The following is a 19,517-nucleotide window of genomic DNA, read 5'->3' on the forward strand; positions in this document are numbered from 1 at the left end:
AGATAGAGGGGCATTACATCATGCCGCCCATGCCGCCCATACCACCCATGCCGCCAGCGCCCATATCAGCACCTTTGTCATCACGTGGCAGGTCAGTGATCATGCACTCGGTGGTGATCATCAGGCCAGCAATAGAGGCTGCGTACTGCAGAGCAGAACGAGTCACTTTAGTTGGATCCAAGATACCCATCGCGATCATGTCGCCGTATTCTTCGCTGTAAGCGTTGTAACCGTAGCTACCTGAACCCGCTTTAACGTTGTTCGCGATAACAGAGGCTTCTTCACCGGCGTTAACCACGATCTGACGCAGTGGAGATTCCATTGCACGCAGCGCTACTTTGATACCCACGTTTTGGTCTTCGTTGTCGCCTTTCAGGCCAGAAGCTGTGATAGCAGATGCAGCACGAATCAGTGCAACACCACCACCAGCAACCACGCCTTCTTCTACCGCAGCGCGGGTAGCGTGCAACGCATCTTCAACGCGAGCTTTCTTCTCTTTCATTTCAACTTCAGTTGCGGCGCCCACTTTGATAACGGCAACGCCGCCAGCCAGTTTAGCAACACGCTCTTGCAGTTTTTCTTTGTCGTAGTCAGATGTCGCGTCTTCAATTTGCTGACGGATCTGAGTCACACGGCCTTGAATCGCCGGCTCGTTACCTACGCCATCGATGATGATAGTGGTGTCTTTGTTGATAACAACACGTTTAGCCTGACCCAGATCTTCCAGAGTGGTTTTTTCCAGTTCCAGACCGATCTCTTCAGAGATAACAGTACCACCAGTCAGGGTAGCGATATCTTGCAACATCGCTTTACGACGGTCACCGAAACCAGGTGCTTTAACAGCAGCCACTTTCACAATGCCGCGCATGGTGTTAACCACCAATGTTGCCAAGGCTTCACCTTCAACATCTTCTGCGATGATCAGCAGTGGCTTACCGGCTTTCGCAACGGCTTCCAGCACTGGCAGCATTTCACGGATGTTAGAGATTTTCTTGTCAGCCAGCAGGATGAATGGGCTTTCAAGCTCAATAGAACCTGTTTCTGGTTTATTGATGAAGTAAGGAGACAGGTAACCACGGTCGAACTGCATACCTTCTACGACGTCCAGCTCGTCTTGCAGGCCAGAGCCTTCTTCAACGGTGATAACGCCTTCTTTACCTACTTTTGCCATCGCTTGCGCGATCAGCTCACCCACAGTTGAGTCGGAGTTCGCAGAAATAGTACCGACCTGCGCGATAGCTTTAGAATCAGAGCAAGGTACAGACAGTTTTTTCAGCTCTTCAACCGCAGCAACAACCGCTTTGTCGATACCGCGCTTCAGATCCATTGGGTTCATGCCAGCCGCAACGGCTTTCAGACCTTCAGTGATGATTGATTGAGCCAGAACAGTTGCAGTAGTAGTACCGTCACCTGCCGCGTCATTCGCTTTAGAGGCAACTTCTTTAACCATCTGTGCACCCATGTTCTCAAACTTGTCTTCCAGTTCGATCTCACGTGCAACAGATACACCATCTTTGGTGATTGTTGGAGAGCCGAAAGACTTGTCCAGAACTACGTTACGGCCTTTCGGGCCCAGGGTCACTTTCACTGCATCAGCAAGGATGTTTACGCCGCGTAGCATTTTGATGCGTGCGTCGTTACCGAATTTTACGTCTTTAGCTGCCATTGGTATTTCCCTTAACTCGTTCAGTTCAGAAGATTAGAGAGCGTGATTACGCTTCAACAATTGCCAGGATGTCACTTTCGGACATGATCAACACTTCTTCGTGGTCGATCTTCTCTGACTTCACGCCATAACCATCGTTGAAAATAACGATGTCGCCTACTTTCACATCCAGCGGCTTAATCTCACCGTTATCTAGGATGCGACCATTGCCGACTGCCAGTACTTCACCACGGGTAGATTTACCCGCTGCAGTGCCAGTCAGAACGATGCCGCCAGCAGATTTGGATTCAACTTCTTTGCGCTTGACGATAACGCGGTCATGCAATGGACGAATTTTCATTGATAGCTCTCCTATGAGAAGGTCCGTATCAGATTTAGGATTAATATCGGTCTGCCTTCATAACCGATACCGTGGCTTTCTTAATGGGGACGATGTCGTATCGCTTCAAGGGAGGTGACAAAAAAAATTTCATTTTTTTCTCGCCTGAAAGTGAGGTGATATCCCCCTTTTCTCTGCCCTACCCAAAGAAAAAAACCGGTCATTTACATAATGAGTTTTTGATTAATAAACAAGCTATTAACTTAATGTCGCCGTTTACTTATCATCTTTAAAACGATTATCTGTAGGTTTATCATCCTCATCCGGATGATGCTCTACGATATAGCGATCATCTGCTTTACGCTGAAACTCGCCATCAAAGGTATTTCCACCGCCCATTGGGCCGCTACCACCACCAAAATTACCGCCACGATAAATGTTCAGATGCGGCATCAACTTTAGCGTCAGTGATTTTTGAATCGGTGGTAAAAGCAACAACAAACCCAGGAAGTCAGTAAAGAAGCCAGGGATCAACAGTAAGAAGCCGGCTAATATCAGTGAGACACTCTTCACCATTTCAGCCGCAGGACTTTCCCCTGCCGCCAGTTTTTGTTGCATCTGGATAAAGGTTTTTATCCCTTGGTTACGCACCAGAGAAATCCCCACGCAGGAACTCAGGATAACCAGCAGTAGGGTAACAAAGACACCGAGTACAGCGGCGACCTTGATAAATATCGAGATTTCGATGTATGCCAATAAAAATATCAGCGCTAACGGTAACCAACGCACCGCATTCTCCTTATTCCAATCATTCAGTATCCCTCATCAGGTAAACCTGCCTGACAGATACCATGAAAACCTTGACCCAATCGGTGCTCGCTCTGCTCTTATCCCCAAATGCGCGGATTTGGCCGTCAGCACCACCTTCAACCTGAGTCGACATCCATTAAATGGTGGTTATGGACAGGCTTTTCAAGTTGGCGAGATACTTTTATTACTTATTAGTCTATCTGTGAGTGAAATCACAGATATCAGATCATGTCGATTAATAACGCCCATATAGTGATCCTAGTTCAAGGCTTTTTATTGTTAAGCAGCATATGATCCTGTTAGCAATTGGATGAATGGTTAATCTTTCCGCACGAAAGGTTCATCACGGCATCAAATTGCGTCCACGGCGGCATAATTTAGTTAACAAATACAAAACAAGACAGCACATTAGAGAAGGTTCTCATGTCAAATAACATTCGTATTGAAGAAGACCTGTTAGGTACACGAGAAGTCCCCGCAGAGGCTTACTACGGTGTTCATACCCTGCGTGCGATTGAAAACTTCTATATCAGTAACAGTAAAATCAGTGATGTTCCGGAATTTGTCCGCGGCATGGTGATGGTAAAAAAAGCAGCGGCAATGGCGAACAAAGAGCTGCACACTATCCCTCGCAAAATTGCTGACATCATTATCCAGGCTTGTGATGAAGTTCTGGATAAAGGCAAGTGCATGGATCAGTTCCCAGTCGACGTGTTCCAAGGCGGCGCGGGTACGTCTCTCAACATGAATACCAACGAAGTTCTGGCCAATATCGGTCTGGAACTGATGGGTCACCAAAAAGGGGAGTATCAATACCTTAACCCTAACGACCATCTGAACAAATGTCAGTCCACCAACGATGCCTACCCAACCGGTTTCCGCATTGCGGTCTACGCCTCTATTATGAAGTTGATCGATGCTATCAATGAATTAGGCGAAGGTTTCGGTAGAAAATCGAAAGAATTCGAGAAAATTCTGAAAATGGGGCGTACCCAATTACAGGATGCAGTACCAATGACACTGGGTCAGGAATTCCGTGCTTTCCAAGTGTTATTGAACGAAGAAACAAAAAACCTGCAACGTACCGCAGAGTTGCTGCTGGAAGTTAACTTGGGTGCAACGGCTATCGGTACAGCCTTGAACACCCCAGAAGGTTACCAACAACTGGCGGTACAAAAACTGGCTGAAATCAGCGGCTTGGCATGTGTTCCGGCTGAAGATTTGATTGAAGCGACCTCTGACTGCGGTGCTTACGTGATGGTACACAGTGCCCTGAAACGTCTGGCCGTTAAGATGTCAAAAATCTGTAATGACTTGCGTCTGCTGTCATCGGGTCCACGTACTGGTCTGAATGAAATTAACCTGCCAGAGTTGCAAGCAGGGTCTTCTATCATGCCAGCGAAAGTGAATCCGGTGATCCCTGAAGTTGTTAACCAGGTTTGTTTTAAGGTGATTGGTAACGACACTTGCATTACTATGGCGGCCGAAGCAGGTCAGCTCCAGTTGAACGTGATGGAGCCGGTGATTGGCCAGGCGATGTTTGAGTCTATCCACATCCTGACAAATGCTTGTTACAACCTGTTGGAAAAATGCATTAACGGCATTACTGCCAACAAAGAGGTATGCGAGCGTTACGTCTTTAACTCTATCGGTATCGTCACTTATCTGAACCCATTCATTGGCCACCATAACGGTGACATCGTGGGTAAAATCTGTGCGGAAACTGGTAAAAATGTGCGGGAAGTGGTTCTGGAACGCGGCCTATTAACGGAAGCTGAACTCGACGACATTTTCTCTGTTGAGAACCTGATGCACCCCGCTTATAAAGCGAAACGCTATACCGATGAAAATGAACAATAAAATAATCATCCGGTAGCCCTGTAAGGCACGCATGCTCCTCTGGACAGCGTGCCTTTTTACTTTCTGACGAATACATTCTTTTAACTTTTATTTTTCATTTGGATCAAGGAGTAAACACTATGATAGCCGTAGAATTAGTCATCGTTCTGCTGGCCATTTTTTTAGGGGCCAGGTTAGGCGGTATCGGTATCGGCTTTGCGGGTGGGATTGGTGTTTTGGTATTGGCGATCATTGGCGTCAAACCTGGCAGCATTCCCTTTGACGTTATTTCAATCATCATGGCCGTTATTGCTGCTATCTCTGCGATGCAGGTTGCTGGCGGTATGGACTATCTGGTGCAACAAACTGAAAAGTTACTGCGCAAGAATCCAAAACACATCACTATCCTTGCACCACTGGTCACCTACTTTCTGACCATTTTTGCTGGGACAGGTAACATTTCACTTTCCGCACTGCCGGTCATTGCAGAAGTGGCAAAAGAACAAGGCATCAAACCTTGCCGTCCGCTTTCTACCGCGGTGGTTTCTGCGCAAATCGCCATCACCGCATCCCCTATTTCTGCGGCTGTGGTCTACATGTCTTCAGTCATGGAAGGTCACGGCGTCAGCTACTTACATCTGCTGATGATCGTTATCCCTTCTACGCTGCTTGCCGTGTTTGTGATGTCGTTAATCGTTTCTTGGTGCTTTAACTCCAAACTGTCAGATGACCCTATCTATCTGAAGCGTTTGGAAGAAGGTTTAGTCACCTTGCGTGGCGATACCGTTAAAGTCATCAAACCACGAGCTAAAACCTCCGTGTTGCTGTTCTTGGCGGGCGTACTGTGTGTTGTGGCTTATGCCATTATCAACAGCCCAAGCGTCGGTCTGGTGGCAACACCACTGATGAACACCACCAATGCTATCCTGATCATCATGCTGAGTGTGGCGACTATCACCACCATCGTGTGCTCTGTTGATACGGATTCAATCCTGAACTCCAGTACCTTCAAAGCCGGTATGAGTGCTTGTATCTGTATTCTGGGTGTAGCTTGGTTGGGCGATACTTTCGTACAGCATAACTTGGATTGGATTAAAGAAACGGCAGGTAGCCTGATTCAGACTCACTCATGGTTGCTGGCCGTTATCTTCTTCTTCTGTTCAGCACTGCTTTACTCTCAAGCAGCCACTGCCAAGGCATTGATGCCAATGGCGATGGCCCTGAACGTTTCTCCACTGGCGGCCATTGCTTCTTTCGCCGCTGTTTCTGGCCTGTTCATTCTGCCGACCTACCCAACACTGGTTGCGGCAGTACAAATGGATGACACCGGCACCACTCGTATTGGTCGCTTCGTGTTTAACCATCCGTTCTTCATCCCAGGCACCATCGGGGTGGCACTGGCCGTTTGTTTCGGCTTCGTGATGGGCGGTTTGGTCCTGTAATCTGCTTGATGGGGCGCATTTCGCGCCCCGCTTTCCCTCTCATATCCCACTGTTACATAAATCATCTTCTGCCCTTCCATAGCTTCGCGTTATAGTTCAAGCACGTTGTGCAACTTACGAGGCAAACATGTCTGCTAGTGAAACGATGAATGGCAATACGACAATGTGTGATGCAATTGTGGTATTGTGCACCGCCCCTGATGAAGCCAGTGCGCAGGATTTAGCCGCGCAGGTATTGGGTGAAAAACTGGCCGCCTGCGCCACCTTATTGCCAGGTGCGACCTCGATTTATTACTGGGAAGGGAAACTCCAGCAAGAGTATGAAGTCCAACTCTTGTTCAAGAGCAATACTGACCATCAGCACGCCCTGCTGAGTTACATCAAACAGCATCACCCCTACGAAACGCCAGAATTGCTGGTGTTACCGGTACGGGACGGAGATAAAGATTACCTGTCATGGCTCAACGCTTCCTTACTCTGATTCTGCTGCTGTGCAGCGTTTTACTCACGCCGTACAGCGCACAAGCTTCGCTATTTGGTGAAAATGGATCTTTTGGCCAAAAAAGCAGCCAGAATCGGTTTATACCGGTCGATCAAGCGTTTGCCTTTGATTTTCGCCAACAAGGCGACCAACTCACGCTGAGTTGGCAGATTAATCCCGACTACTACTTGTATCGTGAGCAAATCAAAATTGTGCCGCAAAATGCCACGCTCGGCGCATTTACGCTGCCGGAAGGTAAAGCACATCATGATGAATTCTACGGTGAAGTGGCGATTTTCAAGCAGCAACTCACGCTGAAAATCCCCATTACACAGGCGGGTGATGGTGCAAGTGTCAGTGTGACCTACCAAGGCTGCGCCGAAGCCGGATTCTGCTATCCGCCAGAAACGCGAGTGGTGCCCCTCGCAGCCGTCATCAAGAATGCCACTGCGGCGCAAACCAGTGATGCCGCAACGCCAGTCAATAATGAGGCAACACCCGCTCCCGCTGAACTGCCCTTCTCGCCATTGTGGGCGCTGCTGATTGGTATTGGCATTGCCTTTACGCCCTGCGTATTACCGATGTACCCGCTGATTTCCGCTATCATTCTGGGCCGTGAGAAGCCTCATAGCCAACGGCGGATCTTGCTACTGGCGGTGGTGTATGTGCAAGGGATGGCATTGACTTACACCTTGCTCGGTTTAGTTGTCGCGGCAGCGGGTTTACAGTTCCAAGCCGCCCTGCAACACCCCTATGTGCTGATTGGATTATCGGCACTGTTTGTGTTGCTGGCATTATCAATGTTTGGCCTCTATTCACTGCAACTGCCCTCTTCACTGCAAACCCGACTGGTGCAGTGGAGCAGCAGCCAGCGCGGTGGCTCGCTGGCGGGTGTATTTGCCATGGGCGCATTAGCGGGCCTAATTTGCTCACCTTGTACCACGGCACCACTCAGCGCCATCCTGCTGTATATCGCGCAAAGCGGTAATATGCTGGCCGGTGGCGGCACGCTGTATCTGTATGCATTAGGGATGGGTATTCCGCTGGTGATTGTGACGCTGTTCGGTAACAAACTCATCCCGCGCAGTGGCCCATGGATGCAGTATGTCAAAGAGGCGTTTGGTTTCGTGATTTTGGCGCTACCCGTCTTCTTATTAGAAAGGGTACTGGGCGATGTTTGGGGCTTGCGCCTCTGGAGCCTACTGGCTGTCGCCTTCTTTGGCTGGGCCTTCGTTCTGAGCCTAAAAGCGCACTCTGGCTGGGCGCGTGCTTGCCAGCTATTGCTGCTGGCGGCCTTGTTGGTCGCCGCCCGCCCGCTGCAAGATTGGGCATTTAACGGCAATACCACGCAAAATCAGATCAACCATTTGGCGTTTAAGCCGGTCAACGATTTACCTCAGCTACAAGCGGCATTGGCCCAAGCGCAAGGTAAACCGGTGATGCTGGATCTGTACGCCGATTGGTGCGTCGCTTGTAAAGAGTTTGAGAAATACACCTTTAGCGATGCTCAGGTGCAGCGTGAATTAGCCGATACCGTGCTCATTCAAGCTGATGTGACGGCCAACAGTGCGGAACATGCGGCGATGTTGAAAAAACTGAACGTGTTGGGCTTACCGACAATCTTGTTTTTCGATGCTCAAGGAAACGAGATAACCGCCGCCAGAGTGACTGGTTTTATGAACGCCACAGAGTTTTTGCAACATTTACAAAACCGGCAGCAGTAATCTCGTTCAACATATTGATGGGAATACGTTTAACCGCGACAGTGCATGTGCCACTACTGTACTGTCGCCGCCTCTAACAACCGTTTTTTCAGCAGATGGTATTGCTGCTCAACATATTGTTCTGCCGCATGCTGATCGCTAATGGCTTCCACCTTAACCGCACAGTGTTTGAATTCCGGTGTTTTTGACACCGGATCGACATGATCCACCGTCAGCTCATTACAAGCACCAATCCACCATTGATAAGTCATATACACCGCACCGCGATTGGCTCGGTCAGTCACACTGGCACGCGCAATCACTTTGCCACGCCGTGACGCGATCCACATCAGCGCCTGATCGACCACCCCTAGCTCGCTAGCATCATCAGGATGAATCTGTATGTAACCGGGTTCATCCGCCAAGATTTTCAGCGTGGCGCAGTTACCAGTCATTGAACGGCAACTGTAATGCCCCACTTCACGCACGGTACATAACGCCAGTGGATAATCGCTATTCGTCTGCTCATGGGGGGGCTGCCAAGGTGCGCAGCTCAATAAACCTTTGCCATCAGCCGTAGCGAACTGGCTATCAGTATAGAGATAAGGCGTACCGGCATGGTCTTCACTCGGGCAAGGCCATTGTACATAGCCCAGACCGGCCATTTTTTCGTAGGTCGCGCCATAAAAAGGCGGGCATAACGCGCGCATTTCATCCCAGATTTGCTGGGTGTTCTGGTACGCCATCGGATAGCCCATGGCCGTGGCGATCAGGCTGATGATCTCCCAATCCGGTTTCACATCCCCTTTTGGCTCAATGGCTTTATTGAAGTGCTGGAAACCGCGATCTGCGCTGGTATACACCCCTTCATGCTCTCCCCAAGAGGTGGCAGGCAGTACCACATCCGCCAGTTCAGCGGTTTTGGTCATGAAAATATCCTGCACAACCACCAGATCCAATGCGGCAAACGCGGCACGCATAGCGGCTAAATCCGGCTCTGTTTGGATGGGGTCTTCGCCAAAAACGTAATAGGCTTTCAGCTTGCCCTCCGCCACTTTATGGGGGACGTCAGTAATGGAATAGCCGACATGAGCGGGCAGTTCTGGCACCCCCCAAGCCGCAGCAAAACGGCCTCTAGCGGCTTCGTCAGTGACCTTTTCATAGCCGGGGAAGGTATTAGGCAAAACCCCCATGTCGCAGGCACCTTGCACATTATTCTGTCCGCGCACTGGCCCAACACCCACATTGGGCCGCCCAAGGTTGCCGGTGAGTAATGCTAGCGAGGACAGCCCTTTCACCACATCTACCGCCTGCCCCCATTGGGTCACGCCCATGCCCCATAAAATGGTGGCAGCTGGCGCCGCTGCATAGGTGCGCATCGCTAAACGAACCGCTTGCGCAGGTAAGCCCGTGATCTGTTCTACGTCCTCGGGGCGATAATCAGCGACGCCGACTTTCAGCTCATCAAAACCTCGGGTATGGGCGCGAACATAATTTTCGTCGTATAGTTTTTCTTCAATCAGCACGTATATGAATGCGTTTACCAACGCCATATTCGCGCCATTCTTCAGCGGTAACCATTGATCCGCAATGCGCGCGGTTTCAATGTGCCGTGGATCGCAAACGATCAGCTTCGCACCCTTGCTTTTGGCTTTTAGGATCCGACGAGCCACGATCGGGTGAGAGTCTGCGGCGTTATAACCAAAGACCAATATGCAGTCGGTATTTTCAATTTCACCGATGGAGTTACTCATCGCGCCATTGCCCAGTGTTTGCTGCAACCCCGCCACAGAAGGGCCGTGGCACAGACGAGCGCAGCAATCAATATTGTTGGTGCCAATGACAGCACGGGCAAACTTTTGCATCACATAATTGGCTTCATTACCCGGCCCACGGGAAGAGCCCGTCATCATGATGGCATCTGGCCCATGGGCCTTTTTAATGGCGCTGAATTTGTTGCTGATGAAAGTAATGGCTTCTTGCCAACTCGCACGCTGAAATGCCTCACCCCGTTGGCGGCGCAATAAAGGCGCGGTTAACCGTGGCGTCAACAAGCGGGTATCGTTGAGAAAATCCCAACCGTAATACCCTTTCAAGCACAATTCACCCTGATTCGTGACACCATTAGCCGGTTGCGCGCCGACAATTTCGCCGTCTTCAACCAATAAATTCAATTTACATCCGGAGCCACAATAGGGGCAGACCGTGAGGATCTTGTCCATTTTCTTATCCTTATGACCACAGAGATTAGCGAGTGATACCCGATGCCGTGCCACGCGCGGCCCGCAATTGTCGGTCCCGCTGTAGCGTTTCCAGCGCCATCGGCGTCACCAGCTTCAGCGCGTTGGTGGGGCAAACCTCAATACAGGCTGGGCCATTTTCTCGCGTATGGCACAAATCACATTTGTGCGCCTGCGCCCGTACGGCGGCATGTTGACTCGCCTGCTCGATAATATTCATGGCCCCAAAAGGGCAGACCAACATGCAGGTTTTGCAACCAATACAACGTGATGCCAACACTTGTACACCATGCTCACCGGTGAGAATTGCCCCGTTCGGACAAGAGTTTTCACATGGCGCATCTTCACATTGATGGCAAAGAATGGGCGTACTGACGGCAAAACTTTTCATCACGCTCAAACGAGGGTGGAACTGTTCAGGCGTAATACTACTGGCCTTATTTTCCGCGCTGTGCGCCACCACGCAGGCAATTTCACAAGTACGGCAGCCAATGCATTGGGTCATATCAGCAATCACAAATCGGTTCATCTTTTCTCCAGCCCGCCGTAACACAGCTATCAACTACAACACATTCAGATAGTAAGAAATGCTTTCGGCGGCTTTGCGCCCTTCGGCAATGGCCGTCACAATCAGGTCTGCGCCGCGCACAATGTCACCACCGGCAAATATTTTGGGATTACTGGTTTGATACGGATAACCCGAAATGGTCGGTGCAACCACGCGCCCTTGTTTATCCAGCACCACATTGTGCTCCGCTAACCAAGACATCCGGTGCGGGCTGAAACCAAAGGCCATAATGACCGCATCCGCAGGGATAATATGTTCGGAGCCAGCGATAGGCCGTGCTTGCCGCCGCCCTTTCGCATCCGCTTGGCCCATTTCGGTTCGCACCATTTTGATGCCCGTCACCTGTCCCTGCTCATCCACTTCAATACGTTGCGGCTGGAGATTGAACATAAACTCAGCCCCTTCCTCGCGCGCATTTTTAACCTCGCGTTTGGAGCCAGGCATGTTCTTTTCATCACGACGATAAGCACAAATGACGTTAGCCGCACCATGACGCAGTGAGGTACGCACGCAGTCCATCGCGGTATCCCCACCCCCGAGTACCACCACTCGCTGATCTTCCATGCTGACATAAGGGTGAGCACTGCTAGCGGTATAGCCCATCAAATGCTGAGTGTTACCAATCAGGAAAGGCAAGGCATCGTAGACCCCTAAGGCATCTTCGTTTTCCAAGCCTGAACGCATGGAACGGTAGGTTCCCACCCCGAGGAAAAGCGCATCAAAATCAGTGAGCAAGCTCTCCATGGTGATATCGCGACCAATTTCAGTGTTCAGGCAGAATTCGACGCCCATCTCACTAAAGATCTCGCGCCGGCGCGTCATGACCCCTTTTTCCAATTTAAATGCGGGAATACCAAAGGTCAGTAAGCCGCCGATTTCAGGGTAACGATCGAACACCACTGGCGTGATGCCATTGCGCACTAAAATATCGGCGCAACCTAAGCCTGCTGGCCCTGCACCGATAATCGCGACGCGTTTGCCGGTGGGTTTAACCTGCGTCATATCGGGCCGCCAGCCGGTTGCCAATGCGGTTTCGGTGATATGCCGCTCAATTTGACCGATGGTAACCGCACCGTCATGATCGTTTAACGTACAAGCCTGTTCGCAAAGGCGATCTTGTGGGCAGACGCGCCCACATATTTCCGGCAAGCTACTGGTTTGATGAGATAATTCGGCTGCTTCATGAATGCGGCCCTGATGAGCCAATGCAATCCATTTAGGGATAGCGTTATGCAGTGGGCAAGTCCATTGGCAAATGGTTTTATCGCCACAATTGAGGCAACGCTCAGCTTGTTCATTAATCTGCCCCTCGGTAAACGGCAGATAGATTTCAGCAAAACTATTCTTACGTTCAGCCAGCGGGATCTTTTTCGGCTCCAAACGTGGTGTTCGTGGGCGTTGCAACAAATTGACTGGCGCAGCATCACGGATATTTTTGCTTAATGGGCTGAAAGAGTGAGTCGCACCCGCAGAAGTGGCACTGCTAAATAGGCGGCCATTATGCTCATTCAGTGCTGTGCGTTGGCGTTTGAGCCGTTGTTGATTCAGCAAATAATGTTGGTCGACTAAGGTCAGTGCCTGAGTAGGGCAAGTTTTGATGCAAGCAGGGCCATCGGGCTGGTCGATACAAAGGTCGCATTTTTGTGCTTCAGTACGTTGATAAGCATCGGCAAGGCGATGACTCGCAGGTTGAACCGTCTCCGTCACCACCGTCATCATGCCAAACGGGCAAGCAATCATGCAGGTTTTACAGCCAATGCATTTTTCCTGAATCACTTGAACACTGTTATTCATTTCAACAATAGCCCCATTAGGGCAAGTGCTGGCGCAAGGAGCATCTTCACAATGATGGCAAAAAACCGCCGTCGCACCTTGGCGATCAGTTGCGTCTTGGAAACCTTTAAAGACTTTAACTCGCGGCGTGAAATATTCAGGCTTATCAGGGAATTTGCCCTCATGATGCGCCACGACACAAGCAACTTCACAGCTCCGACAACCAATACAACTTTCGGCGTCAGCAACAATAAATGGATTCATCTTATTTCTTCCCAGAAGTCATGCCATTGCCGGATAAATAATTATTATTTTCAACAACTCGTTACAACTCTATCAATTCATTAACCTTACAAACATAGTGGCTATGATTTTGTATTATTACAATTAATTTTTGATGCAAAAGAATCGTGCTCTTGCCGCTATTTTTGACGTATTAAATTGGCGGATGCACAAAGATAAAAAGTATTAAAATCGGGTAAATAAGTGTCAAAATAGGGTATTAGGTCGAATAATCATTTTTATTGAGCGTATTCATTTGCTAGGCACAGATTGATGACTTAATTAATCTCAATATTTATTCGGATAAATAGTGATCTAGATCACTCTAATACCAGATAGTGAACTCAGCCCATAGAAACCCTGATGAATTGTGATGTTAGCCCCATTGAGCTGTACAGCCACACAACAATTAAATCATTTACCCACATATCTTTGGGCCGATGCACAATGCGATTTAATATCGGCCTCCTTATAATGTTGACAGCGCTAACAAAGACACTTTGATAATTAAATTCTGTATTTATATGACACCAAATAAAAAATAGGTTATTGCATCTTGTTCATCGTGAATTTAAATGCGGCAACCTGAAAAATGATTGATAGAGGGTATAAAAATGAGTCTGGAAGCCGCTGTACCTGAAAAACGGACCCACGTCCGATATATAATATTATTCATTATCTTTATTGTGACAGCAATTAACTATGCTGACCGGGCCACATTATCTATAGCAGGCACCGAAGTTGCAAAAGAGCTGCAATTAGATGCGGTCGCCATGGGATATATTTTCTCGGCTTTTGGCTGGGCTTACCTGCTGATGCAAATACCGGGCGGCTGGCTGCTTGACCGCTACGGCTCCAAACGTGTCTACACCTACAGTTTGTTCTTCTGGTCGCTCTTTACCTTTACGCAAGGTTTTGTCGACATGTTCCCGATAGCCTATGCCGCTATCTCCATGTTTATCATGCGCTTTATGTTAGGTTTCTCTGAAGCGCCGTCCTTCCCTGCTAACGCCAGAATTGTCGCCGCTTGGTTCCCCACCAAAGAAAGGGGGACCGCATCAGCCATCTTTAACTCGGCACAATATTTCTCACTGGCTATCTTCTCCCCACTGTTAGGTTATTTAACCTTTGCTTGGGGCTGGCAGCACGTATTTACCGTCATGGGTGGGTTAGGATTTGTATTAACTATCGTCTGGGTTAAATTTATTCATAACCCAACGGATCATCCTGATATGTCGGCGTCTGAGCTTGAATACATAAAACAAGGCGGTGCCGTTGTTGATATGGATCACAAGAAACCAGATGGTCATAAGAGCGGTCCTAAATTACATTACATGAAGCAATTGTTATCCAGTCGAATGATGCTGGGCGTATTTTTCGGGCAATATTTTATTAATACCATCACTTGGTTCTTCTTAACGTGGTTCCCTATTTATCTGGTCCAAGATAAAGGGATGTCTATTCTAAAAGTCGGGATGGTGGCCTCAATTCCAGCATTATGTGGTTTTGCTGGTGGGGTATTAGGCGGCGTATTCTCAGATTCATTAATTAAGCGCGGCCATTCGCTGACCTTTGCCCGTAAACTCCCCATCGTCGTCGGGATGTTATTGGCATCAAGCATTATTATGTGTAACTACGTTGATAGTGATTTCGTGGTTGTTGCACTGATGGCATTAGCCTTCTTCGGTAAAGGCTTCGGTGCGCTGGGTTGGCCAGTGATTGCCGACACAGCACCAAAAGAAATTGTCGGTCTGTGTGGTGGCTTGTTTAACGTATTTGGTAACGTCGCCTCTATCGTCACCCCGTTGGTTATCGGTTATTTGGTGAAAGAATTACATTCCTTTAATGCCGCATTAATCTTTGTGGGTTGCTCTGCCATTATGGCGATGTTCTGCTACTTATTTGTTGTCGGTGATATCAAACGACTGGAATTGAAAACATCTTAATGGAATAAAAATCAGGTGCCTCTTCGGAGGCACTTGTTATTGAGCATTCAGCGACAGGATATCTCATGAAAATAGTCATCGCACCGGACTCCTATAAAGAAAGTTTATCTGCGATAGAAGTGGCCCAGGCAATTGAACAGGGTTTCCGCGAAGTCTTCCCCTATGCTGAATATATCAAAATCCCTGTTGCCGATGGCGGCGAAGGCACTGTAGAAGCGATGATCAGTGCCACTGGCGGTCAAAGAGTCATGACGGAAGTCACAGGCCCATTGGGAGAGAGTGTTCAGGCATTCTGGGGATTATCGGGCGATGGAAAATCTGCGTTCATCGAAATGGCCGCCGCCAGTGGATTAGAGCTGGTGCCATTGGCGCAACGCAACCCACTAAAAACCACCTCCTATGGCACCGGCGAGTTAATCCGTTCAGCGCTGGAAAAAGGCGTTCGCCATATGATTATCGGCATCGGTGGCAGTGCCACCAATGATGGCGGTGCAGGCATGATGCAGGCGTTGGGGGCAAAATTACGTCAGTCATCTGGCGAGGAAATTGGTTTTGGCGGCGGTTGTTTACATGAGATAGCCACCATTGATATTCATCATCTGGACCCGCGCCTGAAAGAGTGCCGCATTGAAGTGGCATGCGATGTCACCAATCCCTTAACCGGTCCACAAGGTGCTTCAGCCATTTTTGGACCGCAAAAAGGGGCAACGGCGTCGATGGTAACCACCTTGGATAACAACTTGGCCCATTACGCACAGGTGATTAAACAGCAGTTGGGGATTGAGGTCGATAACATACCCGGTGCGGGTGCCGCAGGGGGAATGGGGGCAGCATTACTGGCTTTTTGTGGTGCCGAGCTGGGTAAAGGGATAGAAATTGTCACCGAGGCACTCGGCCTTGAAACCTATATCAAAGACTGCCATTTCGTCCTAACGGGCGAGGGCCGAATAGATAGCCAAAGTATTCATGGCAAAGTGCCAGTGGGCGTTGCGCGACTGGCTAAAAAGTATAATAAGCCGGTGATCGGTATTGCGGGCAGCCTGACCCCCGATGCCAATCTTGTTCATCAGCACGGGGTAGATGCTATTTTCAGTATTATTGACCGCATTTGTACCCTTGAAGATGCGCTGACACAAGCCGCTGATAATATTAGGTCTGCCTCTCGGAATATTGCTTCTGTGATTAATATGGGCATTTGTTCATTAGAGATTAACGCCTCAACATAATAAAAAAAGCAGTGTTTTACTTTTAACATAGCCCTTTGTCGAAGGGCTTTTTTTATGACGATTTATGGCGATTAAACACGGTTAAGGATAAATACTCTTTTCGTGATAATGCTCACCTACTTTTGGGCTGGCGAACAAAAATAGGGACTAAAGCCGTAAGTATCTCGGTCATCCGCACAATGCCTTAGGCAATATACCGGCGTATACTGATTTACAAGTTGATGACCGTTATGTTTTAGATAAATAACGACTGCAATTAAAAAAATAACAGTTATGTTATCGATATAAATATTATAAGGATAATATTATGAGCATTTGTAATAGTCCTGTAAGCAACCCGCTTTATATTAAAGTACAGGACGCGGATAATGTTGCCATTGTCGTTAATAACAATGGGCTTTGTGCTGGCACCCGGTTTAAATGTGGTCTTGAACTGATTGAGCATGTCCCACAGGGCCATAAAGTCGCCTTGGTGGATATCCCTAAAGGCGGAGAAATTATTCGCTATGCCGAAGTCATCGGTTTAGCGGTGCGCGATATTGCTCGCGGCGGCTGGATAGACGAATCACTGGTCGAGTTACCTGCTGCGCCAGCACTGGACACCCTACCTCTGGCAACCGCCGTGCCCGCGCCATTGCCGCCACTGGAGGGTTACACCTTTGAGGGCTATCGCAATGCGGACGGCAGTGTCGGCACCAAGAATCTGCTCGCCATCACCACCAGCGTCCATTGTGTAGCGGGCGTGGTGGATTATGTGGTCAATATCATTGAACGCACGCTATTGCCGAAATACCCCAATGTCGATGGCGTGGTCGCGCTAAATCACCTCTACGGTTGTGGTGTCGCCATCAATGCTCCGGCAGCAGTGGTGCCCATCCGCACCATTCACAATCTAGCGCTGAATCCGAATTTTGGTGGCGAAGTGATGGTGGTCGGTTTGGGATGTGAAAAACTGCAACCCGAGCGCCTACTGGAAGGGACACCTGATGTGCAGGTCATCTCACTGGATGAAAGCAACATTGTGCGTCTACAGGATGAAAAACACGTTGGTTTCCGTTCCATGGTTGAAGATATTCTGCAAGTGGCTGAAAAACACCTGCAACGCCTGAATATGCGCCAACGGGAAACCTGTCCTGCCTCTGAGTTAGTGGTGGGTATGCAGTGTGGCGGCAGCGATGCTTTCTCTGGCGTGACAGCGAACCCTGCGGTCGGCTATGCCTCTGACTTACTGGTACGTTGCGGTGCGACCGTCATGTTCTCAGAAGTGACCGAAGTCCGTGATGCCATTCATTTGTTAACACCACGGGCCATTAACGAAGATGTCGGCAGAAGATTGCTTGAAGAGATGAAATGGTACGACGATTACCTCGAAACCGGCAAAACTGACCGTAGTGCTAACCCTTCCCCCGGTAACAAGAAAGGTGGACTGGCTAACGTGGTTGAAAAAGCGCTGGGATCGATTGCGAAATCGGGTCGTAGCGCCATTTCTGAAGTGCTCTCGCCGGGCCAACGCCCGACGAAACGCGGCCTGATTTTTGCCGCCACGCCTGCAAGTGATTTCGTCTGCGGCACGCAACAACTGGCTTCAGGTATTACCGTGCAGGTATTCACCACTGGCCGTGGTACCCCCTATGGGCTAGCCGCTGTTCCAGTGATCAAAATGGCCACTCGCACTGATTTGGCGAACCGTTGGCATGATTTGATGGATATTGATGCCGGCACCATTGCGACCGGTGATGCGACAATCGAAGAAGTCGGCCAGCAATTATTTGAATTCATTCTGGATATTGCCAGTGACCGTAAACGCACTTGGTCAGATCAATGGGGGCTACGTAACGCCTTGGCAGTATTTAACCCGGCGCCAGTGACCTAAAAGCGCCACTCGAGTACTCAGGCCGGGTCATTCACCCGGCCATTTTTTTATCCCCCCACGCGTTCGCCTTTTCGGCCCACCTTTCTCGCTTTACAGGTTATTCCTGCTCACCCAATTGCAAGGCTACGTACAGCAAGAGACGATCGTCAAAGTTCGCCAAATCCAGCCCCGTCAGTTCGGAGATTCGATTTAGACGATATTCCAAGGTGTTACGGTGAATAAACAGTGCTTTGGCGGTGGCCGTCGGTTGCACGTTATTGCGGAACCAACAAGCCAGCGTCCTGCGTAGCAGGCCATTGCTGTCCATCGCCCGTAACTTGGCTAATGGCAGCGCTAACTCATTGGCTTGCCAGCCACCACGCAAGCTGTCCAGCAACACGGGCAGCACCAAATCCTGATAATAGTAGCTGCGTTGCTCTGGCATCCGCTGCTTGCCCACCGCCATCGTGGTGCGAGCAGTACGATAGGAACGAGCAATGCTGCCGGGGCCGGTGAAGAAATTCCCCAATGAGAGCCGTACCCGAAGGCGGCCCCGCTCCGTCATACGGGAAAGCAGAGATTCCATTCGCCGCCGATGGTCGATAGCATCCCAACGGCCATGGCTGTTTAGTGCTGGTTTGAGCACCACCATTTCTGTCAGAGAAACAATCGCAATCAGGTTGTTGCGTTCCGGTGTCGTCAGCAGGGTTTGGAGTTCCTGTAATTCAGACATCGCACTATCAACACTCAGTTGGCCGCTGTCGACATCCACGACCGCAACGACACGCGGCTCGTTGATATCGACCCCAAGGCGTTGCGCCCATTCAATGAGCGCAGGAGAGATCTCTTCCGTACGGATTAAGTTCAGCACTAGCTCTTCACGCAAGCGACTATCTTGCGCCAGCAAATGCACTAACCGCGCCTGCTCCATCATCATTTCAGCGGCCATACACACCAGCTCGCCGTATTGGCGCAATTGGCCCGGATTACCGGTTAAGCCAATCACCCCGACGATCTCCCCCTCAAGGCGCAAAGGTAAGTTGATCCCCGGCCGCACACCGTGTAGTTGGCGAGCGACAGCTTCGTCTATATCAACGATCCGGCCATGAGAGAGCGACAATAGCGCCCCCTCATGCAATTCGCCGAGGCGTTCTTCATCGCCACTGCCAATGATCCGCCCTTTTCCATCCATCACATTGATATTGGTATCAATGATTTTCATGGTACGGGTGACGATATCTTGGGCTAAGCGTGGGTCAAGGTTATATACACTCATGAGCGGGCCTCAATCTGGGCTGATGCACCAGCATAGGTGGTCGTACAGGGGATTACATTGGACAAATGCCCAACTTACATCACAAAAAGAGAGA

14 protein-coding genes are annotated in these 19,517 nt (G+C 49.5%); 7 read left to right on the top strand and 7 right to left on the bottom strand.

The window, feature by feature from the left end; genetic code table 11:
- Positions 1-13 precede the first annotated feature (13 nt).
- The 3 genes from groL to DA391_RS20535 form a co-directional block, all read right to left on the bottom strand.
- Positions 14-1,666, bottom strand: a complete 1,653-nt coding sequence (groL, locus tag DA391_RS20525; protein WP_019211367.1) for a chaperonin GroEL — start codon at positions 1,664-1,666, stop codon at positions 14-16.
- A 46-nt stretch (positions 1,667-1,712) separates the two neighbouring features.
- Positions 1,713-2,006 (bottom strand): co-chaperone GroES, encoded by a 294-nt coding sequence (locus DA391_RS20530; RefSeq protein WP_004391824.1) that lies wholly within the window; start codon positions 2,004-2,006, stop codon positions 1,713-1,715.
- A gap of 255 nt (positions 2,007-2,261) precedes the next feature.
- Positions 2,262-2,774 (bottom strand): FxsA family protein, encoded by a 513-nt coding sequence (locus tag DA391_RS20535; protein ID WP_050080942.1) that lies wholly within the window; start codon positions 2,772-2,774, stop codon positions 2,262-2,264.
- Positions 2,775-3,218: 444 nt separating this feature from the next.
- Here DA391_RS20535 and aspA point away from each other — a divergent pair, with 444 nt between their 5' ends.
- The 4 genes from aspA (at position 3,219) to DA391_RS20555 (ending at position 8,281) form a co-directional block, all read left to right on the top strand.
- A complete protein-coding gene (gene aspA / locus DA391_RS20540) occupies positions 3,219-4,655 on the top strand; it encodes an aspartate ammonia-lyase (RefSeq protein ID WP_004706985.1) in 1,437 nt (478 codons plus the stop codon).
- A 119-nt stretch (positions 4,656-4,774) separates the two neighbouring features.
- Positions 4,775-6,076 carry an anaerobic C4-dicarboxylate transporter gene (locus tag DA391_RS20545; RefSeq protein ID WP_050874883.1) on the top strand — a complete coding sequence of 434 codons (1,302 nt, stop codon included), beginning with the start codon at positions 4,775-4,777 and terminating at the stop codon, positions 6,074-6,076.
- 127 nt (positions 6,077-6,203) lie between these two features.
- Positions 6,204-6,557 (top strand): divalent cation tolerance protein CutA, encoded by a 354-nt coding sequence (gene cutA / locus DA391_RS20550; RefSeq protein WP_049605005.1) that lies wholly within the window; start codon positions 6,204-6,206, stop codon positions 6,555-6,557.
- Positions 6,533-8,281: a protein-disulfide reductase DsbD gene (locus tag DA391_RS20555; protein WP_057645744.1), complete on the top strand. Its 1,749-nt coding sequence runs from the start codon at positions 6,533-6,535 to the stop codon at positions 8,279-8,281. Before cutA ends, DA391_RS20555 begins: the two co-directional genes overlap by 25 nt.
- A 53-nt stretch (positions 8,282-8,334) precedes the next feature.
- Here DA391_RS20555 and fdhF read toward each other — a convergent pair whose 3' ends face one another.
- The 3 genes from fdhF to aegA are packed head-to-tail and all read right to left on the bottom strand — an operon-like array spanning position 8,335 to position 13,105.
- Positions 8,335-10,482, bottom strand: coding sequence for a formate dehydrogenase subunit alpha (gene fdhF, locus DA391_RS20560; protein WP_108088158.1), 2,148 nt, complete (start codon positions 10,480-10,482; stop codon positions 8,335-8,337).
- A 25-nt stretch (positions 10,483-10,507) separates the two neighbouring features.
- Complete coding sequence (locus DA391_RS20565; RefSeq protein ID WP_050080945.1) at positions 10,508-11,029, bottom strand: 4Fe-4S binding protein; 522 nt, start codon at positions 11,027-11,029, stop codon at positions 10,508-10,510.
- Between the two features lie 33 nt (positions 11,030-11,062).
- On the bottom strand, positions 11,063-13,105 hold the full coding sequence (gene aegA / locus DA391_RS20570; RefSeq protein ID WP_050287422.1) for a formate-dependent uric acid utilization protein AegA: 2,043 nt from the start codon (positions 13,103-13,105) through the stop codon (positions 11,063-11,065).
- Between the two features lie 632 nt (positions 13,106-13,737).
- On the opposite strand from aegA, the gene DA391_RS20575 reads away from it, so the two are divergent.
- From DA391_RS20575 to garD, 3 genes are all read left to right on the top strand, one after another.
- Positions 13,738-15,069: an MFS transporter gene (locus tag DA391_RS20575; protein WP_050080947.1), complete on the top strand. Its 1,332-nt coding sequence runs from the start codon at positions 13,738-13,740 to the stop codon at positions 15,067-15,069.
- A gap of 65 nt (positions 15,070-15,134) precedes the next feature.
- A complete protein-coding gene (locus DA391_RS20580; RefSeq protein ID WP_098905149.1) occupies positions 15,135-16,295 on the top strand; it encodes a glycerate kinase in 1,161 nt (386 codons plus the stop codon).
- A gap of 307 nt (positions 16,296-16,602) precedes the next feature.
- Entirely contained in the window at positions 16,603-18,168 is a 1,566-nt protein-coding gene (gene garD / locus DA391_RS20585; RefSeq protein ID WP_019211376.1) for a galactarate dehydratase, read from the top strand.
- Positions 18,169-18,265: 97 nt separating this feature from the next.
- Here the strand turns inward: garD and DA391_RS20590 are convergent, their stop codons facing one another.
- Positions 18,266-19,423: a CdaR family transcriptional regulator gene (locus tag DA391_RS20590; protein ID WP_019211377.1), complete on the bottom strand. Its 1,158-nt coding sequence runs from the start codon at positions 19,421-19,423 to the stop codon at positions 18,266-18,268.
- Positions 19,424-19,517 lie beyond the last annotated feature (94 nt).

Origin of the sequence: Yersinia massiliensis (assembly GCF_003048255.1) — a bacterium.
Taxonomy (GTDB): domain Bacteria; phylum Pseudomonadota; class Gammaproteobacteria; order Enterobacterales; family Enterobacteriaceae; genus Yersinia; species Yersinia massiliensis_A.

Excerpts from the sequence above, each read along its gene's own strand:
- groL (WP_019211367.1), bottom strand. The coding sequence starts at position 1,666 with ATGGCAGCTAAAGACGTAAAATTCGGTAACGACGCACGCATCAAAATG.
- DA391_RS20530 (WP_004391824.1), bottom strand. The coding sequence starts at position 2,006 with ATGAAAATTCGTCCATTGCATGACCGCGTTATCGTCAAGCGCAAAGAA.
- aspA (WP_004706985.1), top strand. The coding sequence starts at position 3,219 with ATGTCAAATAACATTCGTATTGAAGAAGACCTGTTAGGTACACGAGAA.
- DA391_RS20545 (WP_050874883.1), top strand. The coding sequence starts at position 4,775 with ATGATAGCCGTAGAATTAGTCATCGTTCTGCTGGCCATTTTTTTAGGG.
- cutA (WP_049605005.1), top strand. The coding sequence starts at position 6,204 with ATGTCTGCTAGTGAAACGATGAATGGCAATACGACAATGTGTGATGCA.
- DA391_RS20555 (WP_057645744.1), top strand. The coding sequence starts at position 6,533 with ATGGCTCAACGCTTCCTTACTCTGATTCTGCTGCTGTGCAGCGTTTTA.
- fdhF (WP_108088158.1), bottom strand. The coding sequence starts at position 10,482 with ATGGACAAGATCCTCACGGTCTGCCCCTATTGTGGCTCCGGATGTAAA.
- DA391_RS20565 (WP_050080945.1), bottom strand. The coding sequence starts at position 11,029 with ATGAACCGATTTGTGATTGCTGATATGACCCAATGCATTGGCTGCCGT.
- aegA (WP_050287422.1), bottom strand. The coding sequence starts at position 13,105 with ATGAATCCATTTATTGTTGCTGACGCCGAAAGTTGTATTGGTTGTCGG.
- DA391_RS20575 (WP_050080947.1), top strand. The coding sequence starts at position 13,738 with ATGAGTCTGGAAGCCGCTGTACCTGAAAAACGGACCCACGTCCGATAT.
- DA391_RS20580 (WP_098905149.1), top strand. The coding sequence starts at position 15,135 with ATGAAAATAGTCATCGCACCGGACTCCTATAAAGAAAGTTTATCTGCG.
- garD (WP_019211376.1), top strand. The coding sequence starts at position 16,603 with ATGAGCATTTGTAATAGTCCTGTAAGCAACCCGCTTTATATTAAAGTA.
- DA391_RS20590 (WP_019211377.1), bottom strand. The coding sequence starts at position 19,423 with ATGAGTGTATATAACCTTGACCCACGCTTAGCCCAAGATATCGTCACC.